13 protein-coding genes and 1 tRNA gene are annotated in these 19,028 nt (G+C 65.7%); 7 read left to right on the forward strand and 7 right to left on the reverse strand.

Annotation, left to right across the window (positions count from 1 at the left end; all coding sequences use genetic code 11):
* The first annotated feature begins 15 nt into the window (after nt 1–15).
* A complete protein-coding gene (locus ACXAID_RS05585) occupies nt 16–1,452 on the forward strand; it encodes an ATP-binding protein (RefSeq protein ID WP_475021197.1) in 1,437 nt (478 codons plus the stop codon).
* A gap of 1,072 nt (nt 1,453–2,524) precedes the next feature.
* Here the strand turns inward: ACXAID_RS05585 and ACXAID_RS05590 are convergent.
* From ACXAID_RS05590 to ACXAID_RS05605, 4 genes are all read right to left on the reverse strand, one after another.
* Nucleotides 2,525–2,923 (reverse strand): hypothetical protein, encoded by a 399-nt coding sequence (locus ACXAID_RS05590; protein ID WP_475021198.1) that lies wholly within the window; start codon nt 2,921–2,923, stop codon nt 2,525–2,527.
* A 26-nt stretch (nt 2,924–2,949) separates the two neighbouring features.
* Complete coding sequence (locus tag ACXAID_RS05595; protein ID WP_475021199.1) at nt 2,950–3,105, reverse strand: hypothetical protein; 156 nt, start codon at nt 3,103–3,105, stop codon at nt 2,950–2,952.
* Between the two features lie 293 nt (nt 3,106–3,398).
* Nucleotides 3,399–6,239: a DEAD/DEAH box helicase gene (locus tag ACXAID_RS05600; RefSeq protein ID WP_475021200.1), complete on the reverse strand. Its 2,841-nt coding sequence runs from the start codon at nt 6,237–6,239 to the stop codon at nt 3,399–3,401.
* 214 nt (nt 6,240–6,453) lie between these two features.
* On the reverse strand, nt 6,454–9,804 hold the full coding sequence (locus tag ACXAID_RS05605) for an NACHT domain-containing protein (RefSeq protein ID WP_475021201.1): 3,351 nt from the start codon (nt 9,802–9,804) through the stop codon (nt 6,454–6,456).
* Between the two features lie 342 nt (nt 9,805–10,146).
* Between ACXAID_RS05605 and ACXAID_RS05610 the strand changes: the two genes are divergently transcribed.
* A complete protein-coding gene (locus tag ACXAID_RS05610) occupies nt 10,147–10,380 on the forward strand; it encodes a hypothetical protein (RefSeq protein WP_475021202.1) in 234 nt (77 codons plus the stop codon).
* Between the two features lie 54 nt (nt 10,381–10,434).
* Here ACXAID_RS05610 and ACXAID_RS05615 read toward each other — a convergent pair whose 3' ends face one another.
* From ACXAID_RS05615 to ACXAID_RS05625, 3 genes are all read right to left on the reverse strand, one after another.
* Entirely contained in the window at nt 10,435–11,493 is a 1,059-nt protein-coding gene (locus tag ACXAID_RS05615; protein WP_475021203.1) for a tyrosine-type recombinase/integrase, read from the reverse strand.
* Nucleotides 11,490–11,786 carry a hypothetical protein gene (locus tag ACXAID_RS05620; RefSeq protein WP_475021204.1) on the reverse strand — a complete coding sequence of 99 codons (297 nt, stop codon included), beginning with the start codon at nt 11,784–11,786 and terminating at the stop codon, nt 11,490–11,492. The genes ACXAID_RS05615 and ACXAID_RS05620 overlap by 4 nt, the downstream gene beginning before the upstream one ends.
* Nucleotides 11,787–12,109: 323 nt before the next feature.
* Nucleotides 12,110–12,182, reverse strand: a tRNA-Arg gene (locus ACXAID_RS05625).
* A 116-nt stretch (nt 12,183–12,298) separates the two neighbouring features.
* Between ACXAID_RS05625 and argS the strand changes: the two genes are divergently transcribed.
* The 5 genes from argS to thrB are packed head-to-tail and all read left to right on the forward strand — an operon-like array spanning nt 12,299 to nt 18,755.
* Nucleotides 12,299–13,951 (forward strand): arginine--tRNA ligase, encoded by a 1,653-nt coding sequence (argS, locus tag ACXAID_RS05630; RefSeq protein WP_475021205.1) that lies wholly within the window; start codon nt 12,299–12,301, stop codon nt 13,949–13,951.
* A gap of 35 nt (nt 13,952–13,986) precedes the next feature.
* Nucleotides 13,987–15,366 carry a diaminopimelate decarboxylase gene (lysA, locus tag ACXAID_RS05635; RefSeq protein WP_475021229.1) on the forward strand — a complete coding sequence of 460 codons (1,380 nt, stop codon included), beginning with the start codon at nt 13,987–13,989 and terminating at the stop codon, nt 15,364–15,366.
* A gap of 4 nt (nt 15,367–15,370) precedes the next feature.
* The gene (locus tag ACXAID_RS05640; RefSeq protein WP_475021206.1) at nt 15,371–16,711 is read left to right on the forward strand and encodes a homoserine dehydrogenase; all 1,341 of its coding nucleotides are present in this window, start codon (nt 15,371–15,373) and stop codon (nt 16,709–16,711) included.
* Nucleotides 16,708–17,793: a threonine synthase gene (thrC, locus tag ACXAID_RS05645; protein ID WP_475021207.1), complete on the forward strand. Its 1,086-nt coding sequence runs from the start codon at nt 16,708–16,710 to the stop codon at nt 17,791–17,793. The genes ACXAID_RS05640 and thrC overlap by 4 nt, the downstream gene beginning before the upstream one ends.
* Nucleotides 17,794–17,810: 17 nt before the next feature.
* Nucleotides 17,811–18,755: a homoserine kinase gene (gene thrB / locus ACXAID_RS05650; RefSeq protein WP_475021208.1), complete on the forward strand. Its 945-nt coding sequence runs from the start codon at nt 17,811–17,813 to the stop codon at nt 18,753–18,755.
* Nucleotides 18,756–19,028 lie beyond the last annotated feature (273 nt).

Genomic DNA, 19,028 nt, shown 5'->3' on the forward strand with positions numbered 1-19,028 from the left:
GTTTATAGTAGAACTGTGACTGCAAACAAGATCGACGCGATCCTGAGCGCGGACCCGGCTGATGTGGGACCACGTCTTGTTAAGGCCGCCGAGGATCAGTGGTTTGAGCGGAAGAGCTCCAGGATTGGCGGCCAGGCGCTTGGCCAGGCGATGGTTGCATTCGCGAACGCAGAAGGCGGCACTATCGTCGTCGGAATTCATGATGGCAACGTTGAAGGCATCAACGCGCAAGGCACCAAGCGGATCAACGAGTTGCGCCAAGCCTCCATTGATCACACGTCGCCCCCTGTTCGGTTCAGCTGCAGTGAGCTCGAATGCATCAATTCCAAGGGCATCCCCGACGCCCTGCTCGTCTTTCGGGTCGATCCAGGTGAGCGTGTTCACGAGATGAAGAACGGAGAAACCTATCTCCGGGTCGGGGATGAGTCACGGAAGTTGAGCTACACCCAGCGGCAAGAGTTGGAGTTCGACAAGGGCCAGGCTCAATACGACGGAATGCCGGTCCCCGGTGGCTACACCATCGCCGACCTCAAGCGCTCGTTACTGGAGAACTACCGCGAGCGCACCGGCGCCGATTCTGCAGAGCGGATCTTGGACGCGCGGAGCCTCCTGACACGCGACGGCAAGCTGACCATCGCGGGATTCCTGCTGTTCGGCAAGAACCCGCAACGCGAGTTCCCCCAGGCCTACATCCGGGTACTGCGCTACGTATCCACTGAACGGGGTACTGGCGCCCACCTGAACCTCGACGAGGGGGGAGATGTCAAGATCGAGGGACCGATCCCGACATCCATTCAAAGGGCTGTCGAAGTCATCACCCAACTCGCTCCGCAGCGGCGATCGCTAGATTCGGCCGGCTTCTTCACCGGTAGCGACCTGGTGCCAAGAGATGCCTGGCTGGAGGGTCTAGTGAACGCGGTGATCCACCGTTCTTACAGCCTGGCTGGTGACCACATCCGCGTCGAGATCTTCCCGGATCGGATTGAAATTGAGAGCCCGGGGCGGTTCCCAGGCTTGGCTAACCCGTCAAAGCCTCTGGAAATCAGTCGATTCGCCAGAAACCCACGCATCGCCCGCGTGTGCGCGGATCTGCGGATCGGGCAGGAGATGGGTGAGGGCATCAAACGGATCTTTGACGAGATGCGAAGAGTCGGCCTGACCGACCCTGTCTACCGGCAGAGTCCTGGGAGCGTGCGCCTTCGCCTAGAGGCCGTACCGAGACTTGACCCCGCTGTTGCAAACCGTCTCCCCAAAGGAAGCCAAGCGGTCTTGGACCTGCTGCGATCCTCGGGTGTTCCGATGGGCACCGGCGAAGTTGCGGAAGCTCTCGAACTTAGCCGCCCCGCCGCGATCACACGGCTTCAAGCCTTGCGTAAGGAAGGGCTCATTCAGTGGACCGGCAAGTCGCCGAAGGACCCACGAGCCGCGTGGACTCTATCCACCCTCATGTAGTGCGTATGCGTAGGTGTAGACACCTACATGGTTCAGGCGTCGAGCGGGATGTAGAAGTTTTTAGAGTAGATGAAGCGTGGAAGTAGTTCCGGACTGTTTTCCCAGTTCAGACCACGTTTTTGACCTCAAGGCGCAGTGCAGACTCTTTATAGCGTTTTTATAGTGGGCTAGCCCCCACGTGGGACGGCTTCGACCCGGCTTCCAGAGCCATTTTCACGCTTCTGAACCTGTTGCCCTCGCGCTCGACCCGTACTACCGGATAGCCACACTGGCTCGGCCACTGACGCCCAGCACGGAACGCACCCTGCCCTCGCTGTGAGGGCGGGGCGCTTCTTAGCCGTTGTCTCAGGATACGACGGCGGCACCCAGATCGTGATGACACTAACCAACAGCACTGCAACCGCGACACCTCCACCGCGACACCTCCACCGCGAAGCCGACGCCGTTAGCGCCGAGTCGCTACCTCGGTCAAGAGAGCTCCGAAATGCCCACTCGGTAATTGCCGAGGCCCTGGCATGCCACCAACGCGGAAAGCCGAGACTCGCCGCAAGGTCAAAACCGCGGTGCGTGTGACATGACGCGCAAGAACCTGGGCAGCAACCAACGCGGTGGCACGCCATGCTAGAGCGCCCGCAAAACCGTCTACGACCACATCGACTCGCTCGGCGGCGGCGGCAACCGCACTGCCGAGAACTCCGCGGATCGCCGCGCAGGATTACGGCGTTCTCGATATCGAGGTGCCCGCTCGCACTCAGTCAGTTGATGGGATCGCTGACTGGAGGTCGGGCACCTTGACGTTATCGCCGGGTGTCCCGAAGGGGCTCCGGATCGTATCCGCGTAGACCAGCGGCAGATCATCCGGCACGACTTGAAACGAGCCGTCGGGAGCGTGTCGCGGACCGAAGCGTCAATCTGTCGGGTTGCGTTGAGCGGAATCTGCGCGTGCAGGTTGGCGTAGGCGCCGTTGGCGGCTTGAACGGCAACAACGGCGTACTCATGGAGATCCGCTGCCGACGCAGCTTGATAAGCTTCGTCGAAAGCATAGGAACTCCAGCTTGGATTGTGTTCGCGATCAGCGGCCGGCGTAGCGATACCGTCGCAATTTCTGTGTCCACTCCTCGAACGGTTCGCCAGACGACCCGACCATTTCGCCGGCAGTTAATTTGCGCAACGAGTGTTTAAGGCTCGTTCCGCTTGGTGTTTCCTCGCCCGTGAATCGATACTCGAAGAATTCGCCTTCGGTGCTGAGGAAGATGCAGGCGTTCCCCCAAGACTCGTAGAAGTCGCCTTGGCCTCGCCACGTTGATTCGCGATGGATCGTGTGGTCCAGATTCTCAAACCTCCAACCCTCCTTCTCGAGGCCCGAATCATCCTTCCAAGACTGTGGGGGCAATCCGCTTGCGCGGGTCTGTTCGAGCCTTTCGTCAGCAATCGTCTTGGCGAACTGCTGAAATTCCGCGTACTCGTCCATGGGGTATTCTTGTTGCGTCTATTTGGCTACTTGTTCTTACTGGTTTGCTTATTCTTGATCGCAATGTCAGCAGCGATTGCTTTTTTGCGTTCCTCATCGCGTTTCTTGCGCTGCTTGTCCTGCTCCTTCGCATAGCGAACTTCACTGACCTGCGGGTGCTGCGGCGGCTGGTCGATTGGCATAAAGTACCCCCTCGTTAACATCAGACTTCGACGATAGTAGACGTGATCCAGCGCATCCGTCCTCCTAACGCGCATTGGAATCGCTGTCGCCGTAGCCGACGAGGTGCGCGGTCGGAGAACGCACTTTGAACCGCCAACGACTTTCGCCCCAATTTCGAACAGCCGTCGCTCCGACAAAGGAACTCGCGGTACATGTTGGGGGACTGTGCCCAGGGCCTATCGGTGAACCACTCGATGCCCTTCATGACGCTGTTGTCCGCGATCAGCGTGCTCGGCTAGTGCGACTTCTTCTCTTAGCCCCTGAACTTAGAAAGGCGACGCGAAGTACGACGGCCCGAGGCCACGGATGGTGAGCCTGGCCGTCGCCCACGGCGAACGTCCGGCTCGCACCGCAACGCGAACGCTAGATCGGCGGCCAGATCAAAATTCGTCGGCTGCGCGCCGCCCACCCGGACTGAGGCGCAACCGATTCGCCCATTCTGCCGGGGTCTGGTGAAATTCAACCGCCGCAGCGGCATCGATTCGGCTGTATCTGGTCTGGCGATCAGAGGACTCCTTACTCGCCAGGACGGATCCTGTACTGCATCAGGCGGTCGCATACCTGGGTCGGCAGGCAGCCGTTGTCGGTGAGCAGGTTCTGCACGTGGTCGCTCAGGATGTGTTTTGGTTCCTGGCCGGGCAGCGGCCGCCAGCAGATCTGTCCAGACGGTTGCCACGTCACCGGCAATGTGGCTGACCACCTCGGTGGAGACGAGATAGACATTCGGATTCGCCACAGCGGCCGGATCGGGTGCCACGGTCAGCCGATCCGACACCAGGATAGTCGGGCTACCAGCGGGGGCGTGTTCCATTCCCTGGTCGGCGGCGAGTTGATCGAGCTGGGTGTTGGCCTGCCGCACATCTTTGAGCGGCAGCAGACGATCGGCGCGCTCCTCTGATTTCGCCTCGATCGTCAACCACCTAGCGGTGTCCCATCGCCAGGCCGAATCGCAGCGCCCCTGACCCGGCGGCTTGGCTGCCGACGCCCCCAGGAACGTGCCGAGGGTGGTCAACGCCCGTTCATACGGGCCCGCCTCGTCGTGGCTGAGCGCCGAGCACATCTGCTCCACCGACGTCTTGATGGCGCCTGGTTTGAGTTGCCCTGTCAGCCTCGCGACCAAAGCGTTGATTGCCACCACGTCCGCGCCGGCCAGGGGGATCTTCTCCGCGCCGGGAAGGTCCTTCATCTCGGTGAGCCAGGTGCCGCGGTCTGAGGCATTCGCGGCGTCGCGAAGCAGTTGGCGTGCGTGGGCGCGGTGGGCTTCGCCCTGGGCGCCCAGGTGCATCCAGACCCCAGCAAGGTACAGCAGCAGCCCGCGGTACCCCCGGGTCGCCTCACCGCCGCTGCCGACAACGCGGGCAGCTTCTTCGAGCGTCTGGCTGGCAGCCGGCCAGTCCTCACGGCAGGACAACCGCCAAGCGTCGACTTCTAGCTTTGCCGACTCTCCGAGCGCCAATGCACCCGGAGGGTCGATCTTCGTGGCGTCCTCGCGGAACTCGGCGATCAGCGGCTCACCGCCCTCGCGCCAACCGATGCCGTGTTCGAGGAAGGTGACGACGTTATCGAGGACATCGGCCGCGGTCTGGCCTCGACTGTTCTCCCACCCGAATTCCACCTCGGCCTGCAGTTCGACTTCCAACGCCGTCTTATGGTCGAGCCTGGAGAAATACCTGGTGATATCGGAGCCCAACACCACCACAATCGCGTAATCGTTCGGGCCGCGCGTGCACCGGCCAGCTCCCTGAACGATGCGAGTGCGCAAGCGCTCGGCCAGGGCTGCGGTCGCCGCGGCCCGTTCGCTGAGGAACTTCTCCTGCAGGCTCACCGCGTCCGGGTTGCCGTCGAGAACGACGATCCGGCAATCGTCACCGGGTAGGTCCAGCCCGTCATATCGGTTGGCCAGGCCAAGTACCCCCGTTGGCGCCTGAGCGAACGCCGCAAGTCCGTGTTCGACGTCGTCCTTGCCGTACACCGCCACCTCGGCACCGGCCAGCGCGCGTGCGGCCTCCTCGGTCTTCTCCGAGGAGCTCTGGCTGAGGACCAGCGCCTTGTTGGTGGTGGCGACCACGTCTTTGACCAGACCGACGGGGTCCTCGCCCTTGACAAGGTCGGGGAACACGAACAGGCGCCGGCCCGAGCGCGGCGGCGTCTTGGTCGGCAGCGGCATTCGCACGATGTCGGCGCGGCCGAACGCTCGTTCCAGGTCGCCGCCGGCGCCCAGTGTCGCCGACAGGTAGACGCGCTGACCGGCGTTGGAGAACACACGGTTCTGGAAGGTCGGCGGGATCATCGGGCGAATCTGGATGCCGCCGTAGGACACGTAAACGCAGCACGCTGTCAACCCGGAGCGGATCATCGCGAACCCGAACTTGTAGTCATCCCCAAGGCTGGCCAACGTCGTGTCCAGTGTCGCTACGGCGGCGGGATCCGCCGCCGGCAGGACCAGTCGCACCTGGTGGTGGGAACCGGGGTCGGGAGGACCCTGCAGCCGCTGAATCTGCAGCCCTGGCAGGAACGGGCGCAGTGCATCCAGGACCGACAAATAGGTCGACGAATCCTCGTGGCGGCGAATGGTGACGCTGTAGTGCTCACCGACGAACTGCTCGCCGGCGTGGGCGTCGTCGAACACCACCAGGCGCGGCACTGGTAGCTTCGGGCTGCTGTTGAAGATTGAACTGTAGGTCGTGATGGCGATTGCTCCGCCGCCATCGACATCGCTTTGGTCGGTGACCCTCCAGCGGTGGTGACTGCCGACCAGAAGACGGGCCGAGATGCCTTCATCATTGGCGGTCGCCAGGACCTGGCGGGCGAGTTGCTTAGTTGGGGTGGCATAGAGCACCGGGCCTGCCCTCTTCCGCCGGACCCACTCGGCGATCAGCAGGCCTGGCAGCGTCTTGCCGGTACCGGTCGGCAATTCCAACGCGATATCTGCAGTGTCCTGGTGCTTTTCGGCGTACGCCCGCAGCACGTCACCCTGGTGGATCCACAGCGAGCTCACGGCATTGCCGGTGCGGGGCAGGCCCCCCCGCAGGTACATCTCCTCCGGCGTCTCGAACTGCGGTGCAACCCGCTTGGATTTGCCCACGAATGCCATCGGTCAGGCCACCTCTTCCGTTCTCGTGGGGCACGCGCCACATAATGGCGTGAACTGTCACCAACTTGCATGATGTCAAGGTCAGGTCTACCTAATCCACCCGGACCCGCCACCAATCCCGACACAGCCATGCCGGGCCTGCGATGGCGTCCACGGGCTTCGGGTGGGGCGACCAAGATCCCCGGTAGCGGCGGCTACGGAAACCCCACGTGATTCAGCGGTGCAGGCGTGAGTCGATGGCATGGACCGCCTCGACAGCGGCGCGGCCAAGGTCTGGGTCGTGGACGTAGTGGTGGCGCAGCAGATCCGCAGTGGTGGCCGTACCGACCAGGCCGAGCACCCGCACCGCGTAGGTGCTGGTGTCGCCCATGGGATCCCACTCCTGGCGCGCTCCCGGTAGTTCGTCGCGGTGGGTCAGGGCCCACTCCAGCAGTACTCGAACCTGATCGGGATAGGCGGCGAGCAGGGCACGGTGTGGATGGATCGCGGAGGTCTGGTCGCTGCCGAGAAGTTCGCTGTTCACGCGATATAGTTCGCACAGGACGCTGACCGCCGCGCCCGGCGTTTCGTGTAAGAGGCGTTCCCAGAGTGCTTGCTTCTGTAGGGCTTTCGTGTTGCCACGAAACAGCTGCAGCAACAGTTCATCGACCAGTCGCCACGCGATGGCGGCCTCGTCGGCCGGCTCGTCGGACGGTGGCAACGTAGGCGAGACCCTGGCCCAGCCGGACAAGCCGTTGAGGTGGGCAGCCACGGCCTCCGACGGAATAAATGTGTTGCGCGGTGGTGGTCCGGCGTAGCGTGCCAGAGCACGCACAACCAGATCATCGCCGCTGGTGGCGCCCTCGGCGAGTTGTTTGACCGACCAAGGCGTTCCGAAGCTGTAGTCGCCGGGCATGACCGACATCGCGTAGAGGGTCAGCCGCTGATCGGCCGGCAGCGAGTCGACCGCCTCGCTGTAAGGGCCGATCACGCGTTCGTCTTCGAACATGCTGGCCACGATGCCCTGCGCCCGTGCCTGGTGATCGGGGTCGTCGACGTTGCTCAAGACGGTGGCGATCTCGCGTTGGATGGCCTCCAGTGAGGTTACGGGGGTGATCTGGCCGTAGGCGGCGAGTGCGTCGATCAGCGTCGAGCTGGTACCCAGGTCGCCGGGGTCGTTGTCGTAGCTGCACAGCACGTCGATCATGCGTTCGCGGGTCTGCGCGGTCAGGACACTGCTGCCGTATAGAGCGGCCTCCAGTACCTTCAGGCGAAGATGGTAGCCGCCTACAGTGAGGCCGTTCTTGACGAGATCAGGCAGATTCTGCGCGTCGAGGTCGTGACGCACCGGGTGGCTGAGCAGGGCGGCCAGGTACAGCCTGCCGAAGCAACGCGGATTGGGCCGCCACATCGGCGTCGCGGTCGCCACGTCCATCGCCGAGCGGTTGCCGAAGATCCTGGCGCTCTCGGCGCCGTGAGCCACCACGCCGGCCGCTGGCGTACACCGTCGACCGTGCGGGCCGAATGTGCAGGCGACCACGGTGCTAGTCGCCACGCGGCTGCCCGCACTCTGGAGGTCGCGCATCGCGGCCCGCATCACGGTATCGGTGGCGTCCATCAACGCGCCGATCTCCGGCAGGAACATGCCGTGGTAGGCGGACCGTCCCGCGGCGAGCAGCAAGGCCTCCTCGATCAGTGTCCATTCGCGACGGTGATGCCAGGTGCCTTCCAGCGATGCGGCGTACAGATCCTTGGCCGAGAAGTTGGAATGCGGTGCGTCAGCGGTGGCCTGGATGAGCACCTCGGCAATGTCAGCGCGGGCCTGCTTGGCGGTGGGGATCCCGAACGATCCGTGTGCGGCAGCGGTGATCAGCGTAGGGTCGGCGAGCTCACGGATGGTGTCGTAGCGGCGGACCGGGTCGCTCTCTAACACAATGGCATGCTCACGAAGATCCTGGTGTGCGGGCTGGGTGAGCAGCCGGGCCAACTCCGCACCGTCGCCAGCGGACAACACCAAATGCTGGGCAGCCAGGAAACGGGCGAGCTTTTCATGGCCGAATCGCAGCCGTCCCTGATGGACCCGCACGAGCGGTGAGGCCAGGGTGTCGTCGATGGCCGACGGGTTGGTGGCCAGGGCTTCGCAGCGGCGCAGCGCAGTCATCACCTCCGTGATCGGCAGTGCGGTCCGCACGTCGACGTTCATGGTCTGCGCCAAGCACCGCAGCCCGGACCGGACGGCCTCGTTAGGGGTGCGCCGACGAATGTAGGCATCGAGGACCTCGGTGTTGCCGTCCTGGCCCTCGGGAAGGTCTGCGATGACCTGTGCAGCCAAGGTGATCTCGTAGCGGCTCCGATACTCCTCAGACTCGGTGACGCGATCGGAGGTGCCATAGGTCGTAGCGATGCGCGCACGTTCCGCACCGGTCGGATCCCGCAGTTCCACCATGCATGTGGCGGACAGCAGCGGTGCAGACTCGCTGGTGGTTGTCACTAGAATCGCTGCCGGATACTGGTTTTGCAGCGAGTGAAGCTGTTCGAGCAGTTTGTCACCGTGGGGGCATTTCTCGAGGGCGTCGATGACGACGGTGATCCCGGATCCGCCTTCAGCTGCCTTGGCCAGCAGGGCGTGAGCTTCTTGCGTGCTGAAAGGGCTCACCGCGCGGCGCAACGATTGTATGAGCTGGCCCTTGCGGTAATCGTCGGCATCGATCCACACCACCATTTGGCCGCGATCGGTCAGAGCCAGCGCGGCGTGTCGGGCTAGATGTGTTTTGCCCTGCCCACTTTCGGCCGTCAGTTGGACTCGGTGCTGTCGACCGACAAGTCGATCCGCCATCGCGTCGGCATCAACGGCGGTCGCCACCGAGTCGATGAGCGCGCTGGCCGGGACGAGGGGCGCCAAATTTGCGGCCGTGAAGTCCCGGAACCGGCGCCGATAGTCTTCGACCGCGGCCGCATCGGCCCGGCGACGCAGCGCCGCGGGGGTGTCCTCACCCTCCGGGTAGAGGCCGAGATGACGAATTAGTTCGTCCCAGTGCCGACTGTCCCAATGCGGCAGTCCTGGCCCCGGCTGAGCCAGTCGGTCGACCAAGGTATCGAGTCCGACGACGGTGACATAGGCGCGACGGTTCAGCCTTGAACCCTCCGGAATGTGTGGGTCGCAGCACACCACTGTGTCGATGTGCCTGGCGAAACCTCGACCAGTCGGACCGGGGACCAAACCCTTGCGGTTGAGATCGGCCATGACGTCGGCGACCCCGTAAGTCTCCTGCAGTGCCTGGTCGTAGTAGCCGTGATCGGCGACCATGCGCTCGGTGCCATCTGGCATGCGCTGACGCCACGGACCGTTAGGCGTTGCGACCAGTGGCAGCGTGGGGTCGACATGCTTGAGTTCCACGTTCACGCACCGCCGATCGGTCACGATCAGTAGGTCGATTTGGCGTGCTCCGCGCGCGACCGTGAAGTTGACCAGCAGCGTGGCTGAGATGCTGCGGCGAGCAAGTTCGTTACGCACAACATTGAGAGCCCGCCGCTCGTGGGCGTGCGCGGGCTGGTCTGCATAGAAAACAGTGATGTTGTTGTTCACCTGTCGCCACCTTCGCGGGCGGCACTTCCGACCAGATTACCTGAACGGTGCGACAGAAGACCCGCCGACCGCAGGGAGGACAACCTCCACCACCATGATGGTAAACATCGTCGCCGAAACATGGAGGCATGCAGAAGTAAGTCGCGACCCCCGCTAGGCACACCATTGCAGATGATCGCGCCGCTGCGCCAAGGTGGCGTAAGGCTGAAGCAGTGATAGATTCTCGCCGCCGAGCCATTTTGTCCGCGGATGCAGGGGCTCGGATATTCCTGTCGGCGTTGAGTTTGGAGCATCGCCGTGCCTTGCCACAATGGTGCGGAAAGGGTGAGGAGGAGGTACTTGATGAGGTACTTCACCGACGGTTACGGCCGCGTCGCGCGCATCCACACCGACGCCCCGTTCGGGCCGGACTTCTCCGGGTCCGACGGCCAAACCTACAACGCGAAGCGTGGCACCTGGGTCGACGTGCCCGCTCTCAGTAGCCGAGTCCGATTCAGTGGCGACTGGGACGAGTGCACCGAAGACGAAGCGAATGCGCTGAGATCGGCAGCCCGTCAGCGGGCGACAGCCGTCTGAAGCCCTCCCCGGGGGTGGCGCGCTGGTCCGTCACCACCCGGAGCTGCGGCCAATTCATCCTTGCGCGGCCAACCGTTCGAGCCTTTCAGCCGCAGCTAGAAGCTCGGCCGCTTGGCGCCGCAGATCGTCGATATTCACCTTGGGGGACGGCGGCTGTTCCACAGCCGACTTCTCAGGCCGTCCTGGCGGCTGCTCGGTGGTCAATGCCGCGGCAGTGTTCGCGACGCCGAACGGGTCGAGCAACTGGATTCCATTCATCTGCTGTTTTCGTGAGATCTCGGTGTAGAGCGCGGTCTGGGCCAGGTTCTGGTGGCGCATGAGGGTTTGCACCGTTCGGAGGTCGACGCCGGCGCGCACCAGCGCTGTACCAAACCAATGGCGGAGACCATGCGCTGAGCCTGGGACGTTCGCGCGCAGCATGACCTCTTTGATCGTCCCGCACACCGATTCGCGGCGTTGGTGGCCACGATCGACGCCGGGGAACCAATATCCCTTCCGCGGCATCTGATAAGCGATCTCGACCACCATGTGATGCAGGGGCAGCGTCGCGGTGTATCCCCCTTTGCCGGTGACGATCACCGTCCGCTCGACAAGATCAAGGTGCTCGCCCTTGATCTTGGCGATCTCGTGTGCACGGAAGCCTTGCATCGCTGCAAGCAAAATCATGGCCCGCGATCGGCGTCGCATCGGCGTCCTGAGCAGCCGCCGGATGTTGTCATCAGAAAGCGGCCGTGGCGTGCCTCGCGGTCGCCGCGGCCGGCCGACCTTGTCCATGGGGTTGATCACGCGGTATTCCATCTGCTGCAACCAACGAAACCAGCTCGCCAACGACGTGTGGTAGGTCCACCGAGTGTTGTCGGACCAATCGTCCTCAGCGAGCCACGCCGAGATCTGATCTGGTCGGAGATGCTCGGCGTCGGTGTGCGCCCAGGCCGAGCATCGGAGAACCGTCGCGATCCGCTCGTCGACTGTGCGCGCAGACAACGACTGCGCGTATTGCCAGATCTTCCACTCACCCACGCGTGCGGGCAGCACCTCGGGTGTGGCCGCGCGATCCTGGTACCAGCCAGCCTCCATGCTGTCCGCATCGATAAGATGCGCCACCTGGTTCACAGCGCCACCATCGTGTAGGTGTCGCTCACTGAGGCCCACACTTGACCGCAATAGCGGCAGTACGGCGCCATCGTCGACTGGGCCCTGTGCTCCCAGGCCCGCAAGTGCTGGGTGCACAGCAGCACCTGATGGCAGCCGTGAATGTTCAGCAGCCACGCCGCCGGTTTCGTGCACGTGGCACCATGCAGGGTTGTTGCCTGGCATGCCGGAGGGGGCATTTGCATGAGGGATTCCAGCGCGGCGATTTCAGGTTCGGTAGGCGCCTGGGTCGGCGCATAGGTGTGTTCGTGCATGACGATTGGATTCTCCTATTGGCCGCCTGGCCAAGACGCAGGGAAGAGATGTGGGCCCCGGGGGGCGAGATGGTTCTGAAGGTGGCGCTCTCGCCGGAGAGGTCGACCAACTTCACTGGGTGCGCAGCGGCGCCCCCGGGCTCAAGGTGGGGGAGGCGAAACGCGTACCGGCATCGACAGGGGGCGCACGCACCGAGTGGGGGGACAGGCTGTCCACGTTTCGAAATGTCTCCTCGATCGAGGCGACCATCACCAGCGAGCTCGAAATAGCACGGGGATAGCACGGGACTTAGACCACGGTGAGAAACCGCTGGTCAAAGGGGTGCCCCCGGCAGGATTCGAACCTGCGGCCTTCTGCTCCGGAGGCAGACGCTCTATCCCCTGAGCTACGGGGGCGCGTGCGGTGCGGACTCGCGACCGACGGCGCCGATGGGCGTGGCCCAGCGTAGCGCATCGGCGCAAGAGGAAACGGATTCGGGGGCAGAAGGCCCCAGACCATAGGATGGTGCCCCGTGACCCCCGCCGATCTGGCCGAGCTGCTCAAGTCGACCGCCGCCGCGGTGCTGGCCGAGCACGGCCTCGACTCCTCCGTGCTGCCCGCGACCGTGACCGTCGAGCGTCCGCGCAACCCCGAGCACGGGGACTACGCGACCAACCTGGCACTGCAGCTGGGCAAGAAGGTTGGCGCCAACCCGCGCGAGCTGGCCGGCTGGCTGGCCGAAGCGCTGACCGCCGCGGACGGTGTCGCCGCCGCCGAGGTCGCCGGTCCCGGATTCGTGAATCTGCGCATCGAGGCCTCGGCGCAGAACGTCATCGTCGGCAACGTCATCGCCGCGGCCGGCCGGTACGGCACGTCGGAGGCGATGGGCGGGCGCAAGGTCAACCTCGAGTTCGTCTCGGCCAACCCCACCGGCCCCATTCACATCGGCGGCACCCGCTGGGCCGCGGTCGGCGACGCGCTGGGCCGGCTGCTGAGCACCCAGGGCGCCGACGTGGAGCGCGAGTACTACTTCAACGATCACGGCGCTCAGATCGACCGGTTCACCAATTCGCTGATCGCCGCGGCCAAGGGCGAGCCCGCCCCGGAGGGCGGCTACGCCGGCACCTACATCGCCGACATCGCCGCCCAGGTGCTCGCCAAGGATCCCGACGTGCTGAGCCTGCCCGACGACGAGATGCGCGAGACCTTCCGCGCCATCGGGGTGAACCTGATGTTCGACCACATCAAGGCCTCGCTGCACGACTTCGGCACCGACTTCGACGTCTACACCCACGAAGACTCGATGCACACCTCCGGGCGGGTGGAACAGGCCGTCACCCAGCTGCGCGAGAACGGCAGCATCTACGAATCCGAGGGCGCGGTCTGGCTGCGCACCACCGACTTCGGCGACGACAAGGACCGGGTGGTCATCAAGAGCGACGGGCAGCCCGCCTACATCGCCGGCGATCTGGCCTACTTCCTGGACAAGCGCCAGCGTGGTTTCGATCTGTGCATCTACATGCTCGGTGCCGACCACCACGGCTACATCGCCCGGCTCAAGGCCGCCGCGGCGGCGCTGGGGGACGACCCCGACACCGTCGAGGTGCTGATCGGGCAGATGGTCAACCTGGTGCGCGACGGGCAGCCGGTGCGGATGAGCAAGCGGGCCGGCACCGTCATCACCCTCGACGACCTCGTCGAGGCCATCGGGGTGGACGCCGCGCGCTACGCGCTGATCCGCAGCTCGGTGGACACTCCGATCGACATCGATCTGGAGTTGTGGTCCTCGGCGTCGAACGAAAACCCGGTCTACTACGTGCAGTACGCCCACGCGCGGCTGTCGGCACTGGCCCGCAACGCGGCCGAACTGGGCGTCGCGCCCGACACCGCGCACCTGGACCTGCTGACCCATGACAAGGAGGGCACCCTGATCCGCAACATCGGGGAGTTCCCCCGGGTGCTCGAGACCGCGGCCGGACTGCGTGAACCACACCGGGTTTCGCGCTATCTGGAGGATCTCGCCGGCGACTACCACCGGTTCTACGACTCGTGCCGGGTGCTTCCGCAGGGTGACGAGCAATCCGGTGAGCTGCACTCGGCCCGGCTCGCGCTGTGTCAGGCCACCCGCCAGGTCATCGCCAACGGGCTGGCCATCCTCGGCGTCAGTGCTCCGGAGCGCATGTGATCGCGCATCCCGCCGGCCCCAGACACGCCGAGGAAATCCACCACGGCGGCGCCCCCGACCGTCCGCGGGCCGCCGAGGAGGTCTCGGCGCTGGCGCGTAACGTCTGGCCCCGCAACACCGTTCGCGGTGACGACGGCGCCGTCTCGATCGCCGGGGTGTCGGTGACCGACATCGCCGCCGAGTTCGGCACGCCGGTGTTCGTCATCGACGAGGACGATTTCCGCTCCCGCTGCCGCGAGATCGCGCAGGCCTTCGGCGGCGGCGAACACGTCCACTACGCCGCGAAGTCCTTCCTGTGCACCGAGATCGCCCAGTGGGTCGACGAAGAGGGGCTCGCGCTCGACGTCGCCAGCGGTGGCGAGCTCGCCGTCGCGCTGCACGCCGGCTTTCCGGCTGAGCGAATCGCTTTGCACGGCAACAACAAATCCGTGTCCGAGCTGACCGCCGCGGTGCGCAATCGGGTCGGCCACGTCGTGGTCGACTCGATGATCGAGATCGACCGGCTCGACCAGATCGCCGGTGCCGCCGGCGTCGTGCAGGACGTGCTGGTCCGGGTCACCGTGGGGGTGGAGGCCCACACCCACGAGTTCATCTCCACCGCCCACGAGGACCAGAAGTTCGGGTTGTCGCTGGCCACCGGCGCCGCGATGGAGGCTGTCCGCCGGGTGTTCGCGGCCGACAACCTGCGCCTGGTCGGCCTGCACAGCCACATCGGCTCGCAGATCTTCGACGTGGCCGGGTTCGAACTGGCCGCGCACCGCGTCATCGGTCTGCTGCGCGACGTGGTCGCCGAATTCGGCATCGACAAGACCTCCCAGATGTCCATCGTCGACCTCGGCGGCGGGCTGGGCATTTCGTATCTGCCGTACGACAATCCGCCGCCGATGCGGGAGCTGGCCGACAAACTGCTGGCGATCGTGCGTGACGAATCGGCCGCCGTCGGGCTGCCATCTCCCGACCTGGTCGTCGAACCGGGCCGCGCCATCGCCGGGCCGGGCACCATCACGCTCTACGAGGTGGGCACCACCAAGGACGTCGCGGTCAGCTCGACCGCGCACCGCCGCTACGTCAGCGTCGACGGCGGGATGAGCGACAACATCCGCACCTCCCTGTACGGGGCCGAATACGACGTGCGGCTGCTGTCGCGCGACAGCCAGGCGGCCCCGACACTGTCCCGGGTCGTCGGCAAGCACTGCGAAAGCGGGGACATCGTGGTGCGCGACGCGTGGCTGCCGGACGACGTTGCCCCGGGTGACCTGCTGGGCGTCGCCGCGACCGGCGCATACTGCTATTCGATGTCGAGTCGTTACAACCTGATCGGTCGGCCCGCCGTGGTGGCCGTGCGCGACGGGCGGGCCCGCCTGATCCTGCGCCGGGAGACGGTCGACGATCTCTTGAGTCTGGAAGTGAGGTGAAACGGTGACCGAAGCGGGCGGCAAGCGCACCGGCAGGGAAATAGGTGTGGCCGTACTCGGGCTGGGAAACGTCGGCAGCCAGGTGGTGCGGATCATCGAGGAGAGCGCGGCAGATCTGGCTGCGCGGGTCGGTGCGCCGCTGGTGGTCCGCGGTATCGGCGTGCGCCGGGTCGACGGTGACCGCGGGGTGCCCGCCGAGCTGCTCACCGACAACATCGAGGCGCTGGTCTCCCGCGACGACGTCGACATCGTCGTCGAGGTGATGGGGCCGGTCGAGCCCGCGCGCAAGGCCATCCTGGCCGCGCTGGAGCAGGGCAAATCGGTCGTCACCGCCAACAAGGCGCTGATGGCGGTCTCGGCTGGGGAGATCGCGCAGGCCGCCGAGAGCGCCAACGTCGACCTGTACTTCGAGGCCGCGGTCGCCGGGGCCATCCCGGTCATCCGCCCGCTGACCCAGTCGCTGGCCGGGGACACCGTGCTGCGGGTGGCCGGCATCGTCAACGGCACCACCAACTACATCCTCTCGGAGATGGACAGCACCGGCGCCGACTACGCCGGGGCGCTGGCCGACGCCGGCGCGCTGGGGTACGCCGAGGCCGACCCCACGGCCGATGTGGAGGGCTACGACGCCGCGGCCAAGGCCGCGATCCTGGCTTCCATCGCGTTCCACACCCGCGTCACCGCCGACGACGTGTACCGCGAGGGCATGACGATGGTCTCGGCCGCCGACTTCGCCTCGGCGCGGGCGCTGGGCTGCACGATCAAGCTGCTCGCGATCTGCGAGCGGCTCACCGATGCCAACGGGCAGCAGAGCGTCTCGGCGCGGGTGTATCCGGCGCTGGTGCCGCTGGACCATCCGCTGGCCTCGGTCAACGGCGCGTTCAACGCGGTGGTCGTGGAGGCCGAGGCGGCCGGGCGGCTGATGTTCTACGGCCAGGGCGCCGGCGGCTCCCCGACGGCCTCCGCGGTGCTGGGTGATCTGGTGATGGCGGCCCGCAACCGCGTCTACGGCGGCCGTGGCCCCCGGGACTCCAACTACGCGAAACTGCCGGTCGCGCCCATCGGGGTCATCCCGACGCGCTACTACGTCAACATGAACGTCGCCGACCGCCCCGGTGTGCTGTCGACGGTGGCGGCCGAGTTCAGCCGCCACGAGGTCAGCATCGCCGAGGTGCGCCAGGAAGGCATGGTCGACGAGGGCGGCCAGCGCTGCGGCGCGCGCATCGTCGTCGTGACCCACCAGGCGACCGACGCGGCGCTGTCGGAAACGGTTGCGGCACTGTCTGATCTGGAGGTCGTGCAGAGCATCAACAGCGTCTTGCGGATGGAAGGGACCACCGAGTGAGCACCACCGCGCCCCGCGCCGTGCACCAGCCCTGGCCGGGCCTGATCGCGGCCTACCGTGACCGGTTGCCCGTCGAGGACGACTGGACCCCGATCACCCTGCTCGAAGGCGGCACACCGCTGGTGCCGGCCCCCAGGCTGTCCGACTACACCGGGTGCACGGTGCACCTGAAGGTCGAGGGGCTCAACCCGACGGGGTCGTTCAAGGACCGCGGCATGACGATGGCCGTGACCGAGGCGGTGGCACGCGGCCAGCAGGCGGTGCTGTGCGCCTCGACGGGCAACACCTCGGCGTCGGCGGCGGCGTACGCCGCCCGCGCCGGCATCACCTGCGCGGTCCTGGTGCCCCAGGGCAAGATCGCGATGGGCAAGCTGGCCCAGGCCGTCATGCACGGCGCCAAGATCATCCAGATCGACGGCAACTTCGACGACTGCCTGGAACTGGCCCGTAAACTCACCGCGGACTTCCCGACGGTGTCACTTGTCAACTCGGTCAACCCATTTCGCATCGAGGGGCAGAAGACCGCGGCTTTCGAGATCGTGGACGCGCTCGGCGACGCGCCCGATGTGCACGCACTGCCCGTCGGCAATGCCGGCAACATCACCGCCTACTGGAAGGGTTACACCGAGTACCACCACGACGGCCTGGCGACCCGCCGCCCGCGCATGCTCGGCACCCAGGCCGCCGGCGCGGCGCCGCTGGTCACCGGTGAGCCGGTGAGCGATCCCGAGACCATCGCCACCGCGATCCGCATCGGCTCGCCGGCCTCCTGGAGTTCGGCGGTCGAGGCCCAGCAGGAGTCCGGCGGACGGTTCCTGGCGGCGACCGACGAGGAGATCCTGGCGGCCTACCACCTGGTGGCGCGCACGGAGGGCGTGTTCGTCGAACCCGCTTCGGCGGCGAGCATCGCCGGCCTGCTGAAGTCCATCGAGGACGGCTGGGTGGCGCGCGGCTCCACGGTGGTGTGTACGGTGACCGGAAACGGACTCAAAGACCCCGACACCGCGCTCAAAGGCATGCCGGCCGTCATCCCGGTGCCCGTCGATCCGGTGGCCGTGGTTGCCAAGCTGGGTCTGGTCTAGAGCCGGTTGGGAGTCCAGTGACCCACACACTGCCGCCAGGGCTGACGGCCACCGCCGTGGTCGCCGCCTCCAGCGCCAACCTCGGACCCGGCTTCGACAGCATGGGGATCGCGCTCAGTCTGTATGACGAGGTCATCGTCGAGACAACCGATTCCGGGCTGGTCGTCGAGGTCGAGGGGCAGGGTGCCGGTCAGGTTCCGCTGGACGCCTCCCATCTCGTGGTGCGCGCCGTGCAACGCGGTCTGGCGGAGACCGGGACGGTGGCTCCCGGGTTGATCGTCCGCTGCCGCAACGAGATTCCGCACTCCCGGGGACTGGGTTCGTCGGCCGCGGCTGCTGTCGGAGGGCTCGCTGCCACCAATGGTCTTGCCGCGCAAGCGGGTTGCCCCTTGATGACCGAAGCTCGGATGGTGCAGGTTTCCTCGGAATTCGAGGGCCACCCCGACAATGCGGCCGCCGCCGTGCTCGGCGGAGCGGTGGTCTCCTGGACCGACGCCGGCGCGCAGCTGCCGAGGTTCGCCGCGGCGGCGATCCGGCTTCATCCCGGCATCCACCTGTTCACCGCGGTCCCGCAGGTGCGCTCGTCGACCGCCGAGACCCGTGCGGTGCTGCCCGAGCAGGTCAGCCACACCGACGCGCGCTTCAACCTGAGTCGGTCGGCGCTGCTGGTCGTGGCGCTGACCGAACGGCCCGACCTGTTGATGGCCGCCACCGAGGACGTCCTGCACCAGCCGCAGCGGGCGTCGGCGATGCCGGCTTCGGCGGAATATCTCGCGGTGTTCCGGCGTTGTGGCGTACCAGCAGTGCTGTCAGGCGCTGGACCTGCAGTTCTGGCATTGAGCACTGACGCGGAACTGCCTGCCGAGGCTCTCGAGTTCGGCCGTGCGAGTGGTTTCGCGGTCAACCGGATGTCGGTCGGCGACGGCGTCAAGTGGACGTCGGGCGTGACGGTTCGCCGGTAACGGACCCCGTCGCCGGGAGTAACAGATGCAACATGCGAATCACGTTGTTTCTTGCTTCCGGCCCGGATGCGGGTTATTCTCGCTGCTGTCCAGCAATCGCAGCGTGTTTACCTGCGCCGACACTAGGACGACCACTCTTCTTTCAGGTGTTCAATTTGTGGACTGACGGTTTGCCGTATTCGGCGAACCCCGGAGATCGCCGTTGCATCGGCAATGGTGTGTCCGTGGCGTTGAGCCCATCAGCTGAACGCACCGAACCCCCGCGTGACTAGA

It is taken from the genome of Mycobacterium sp. ABE4_509 (assembly GCF_056160785.1).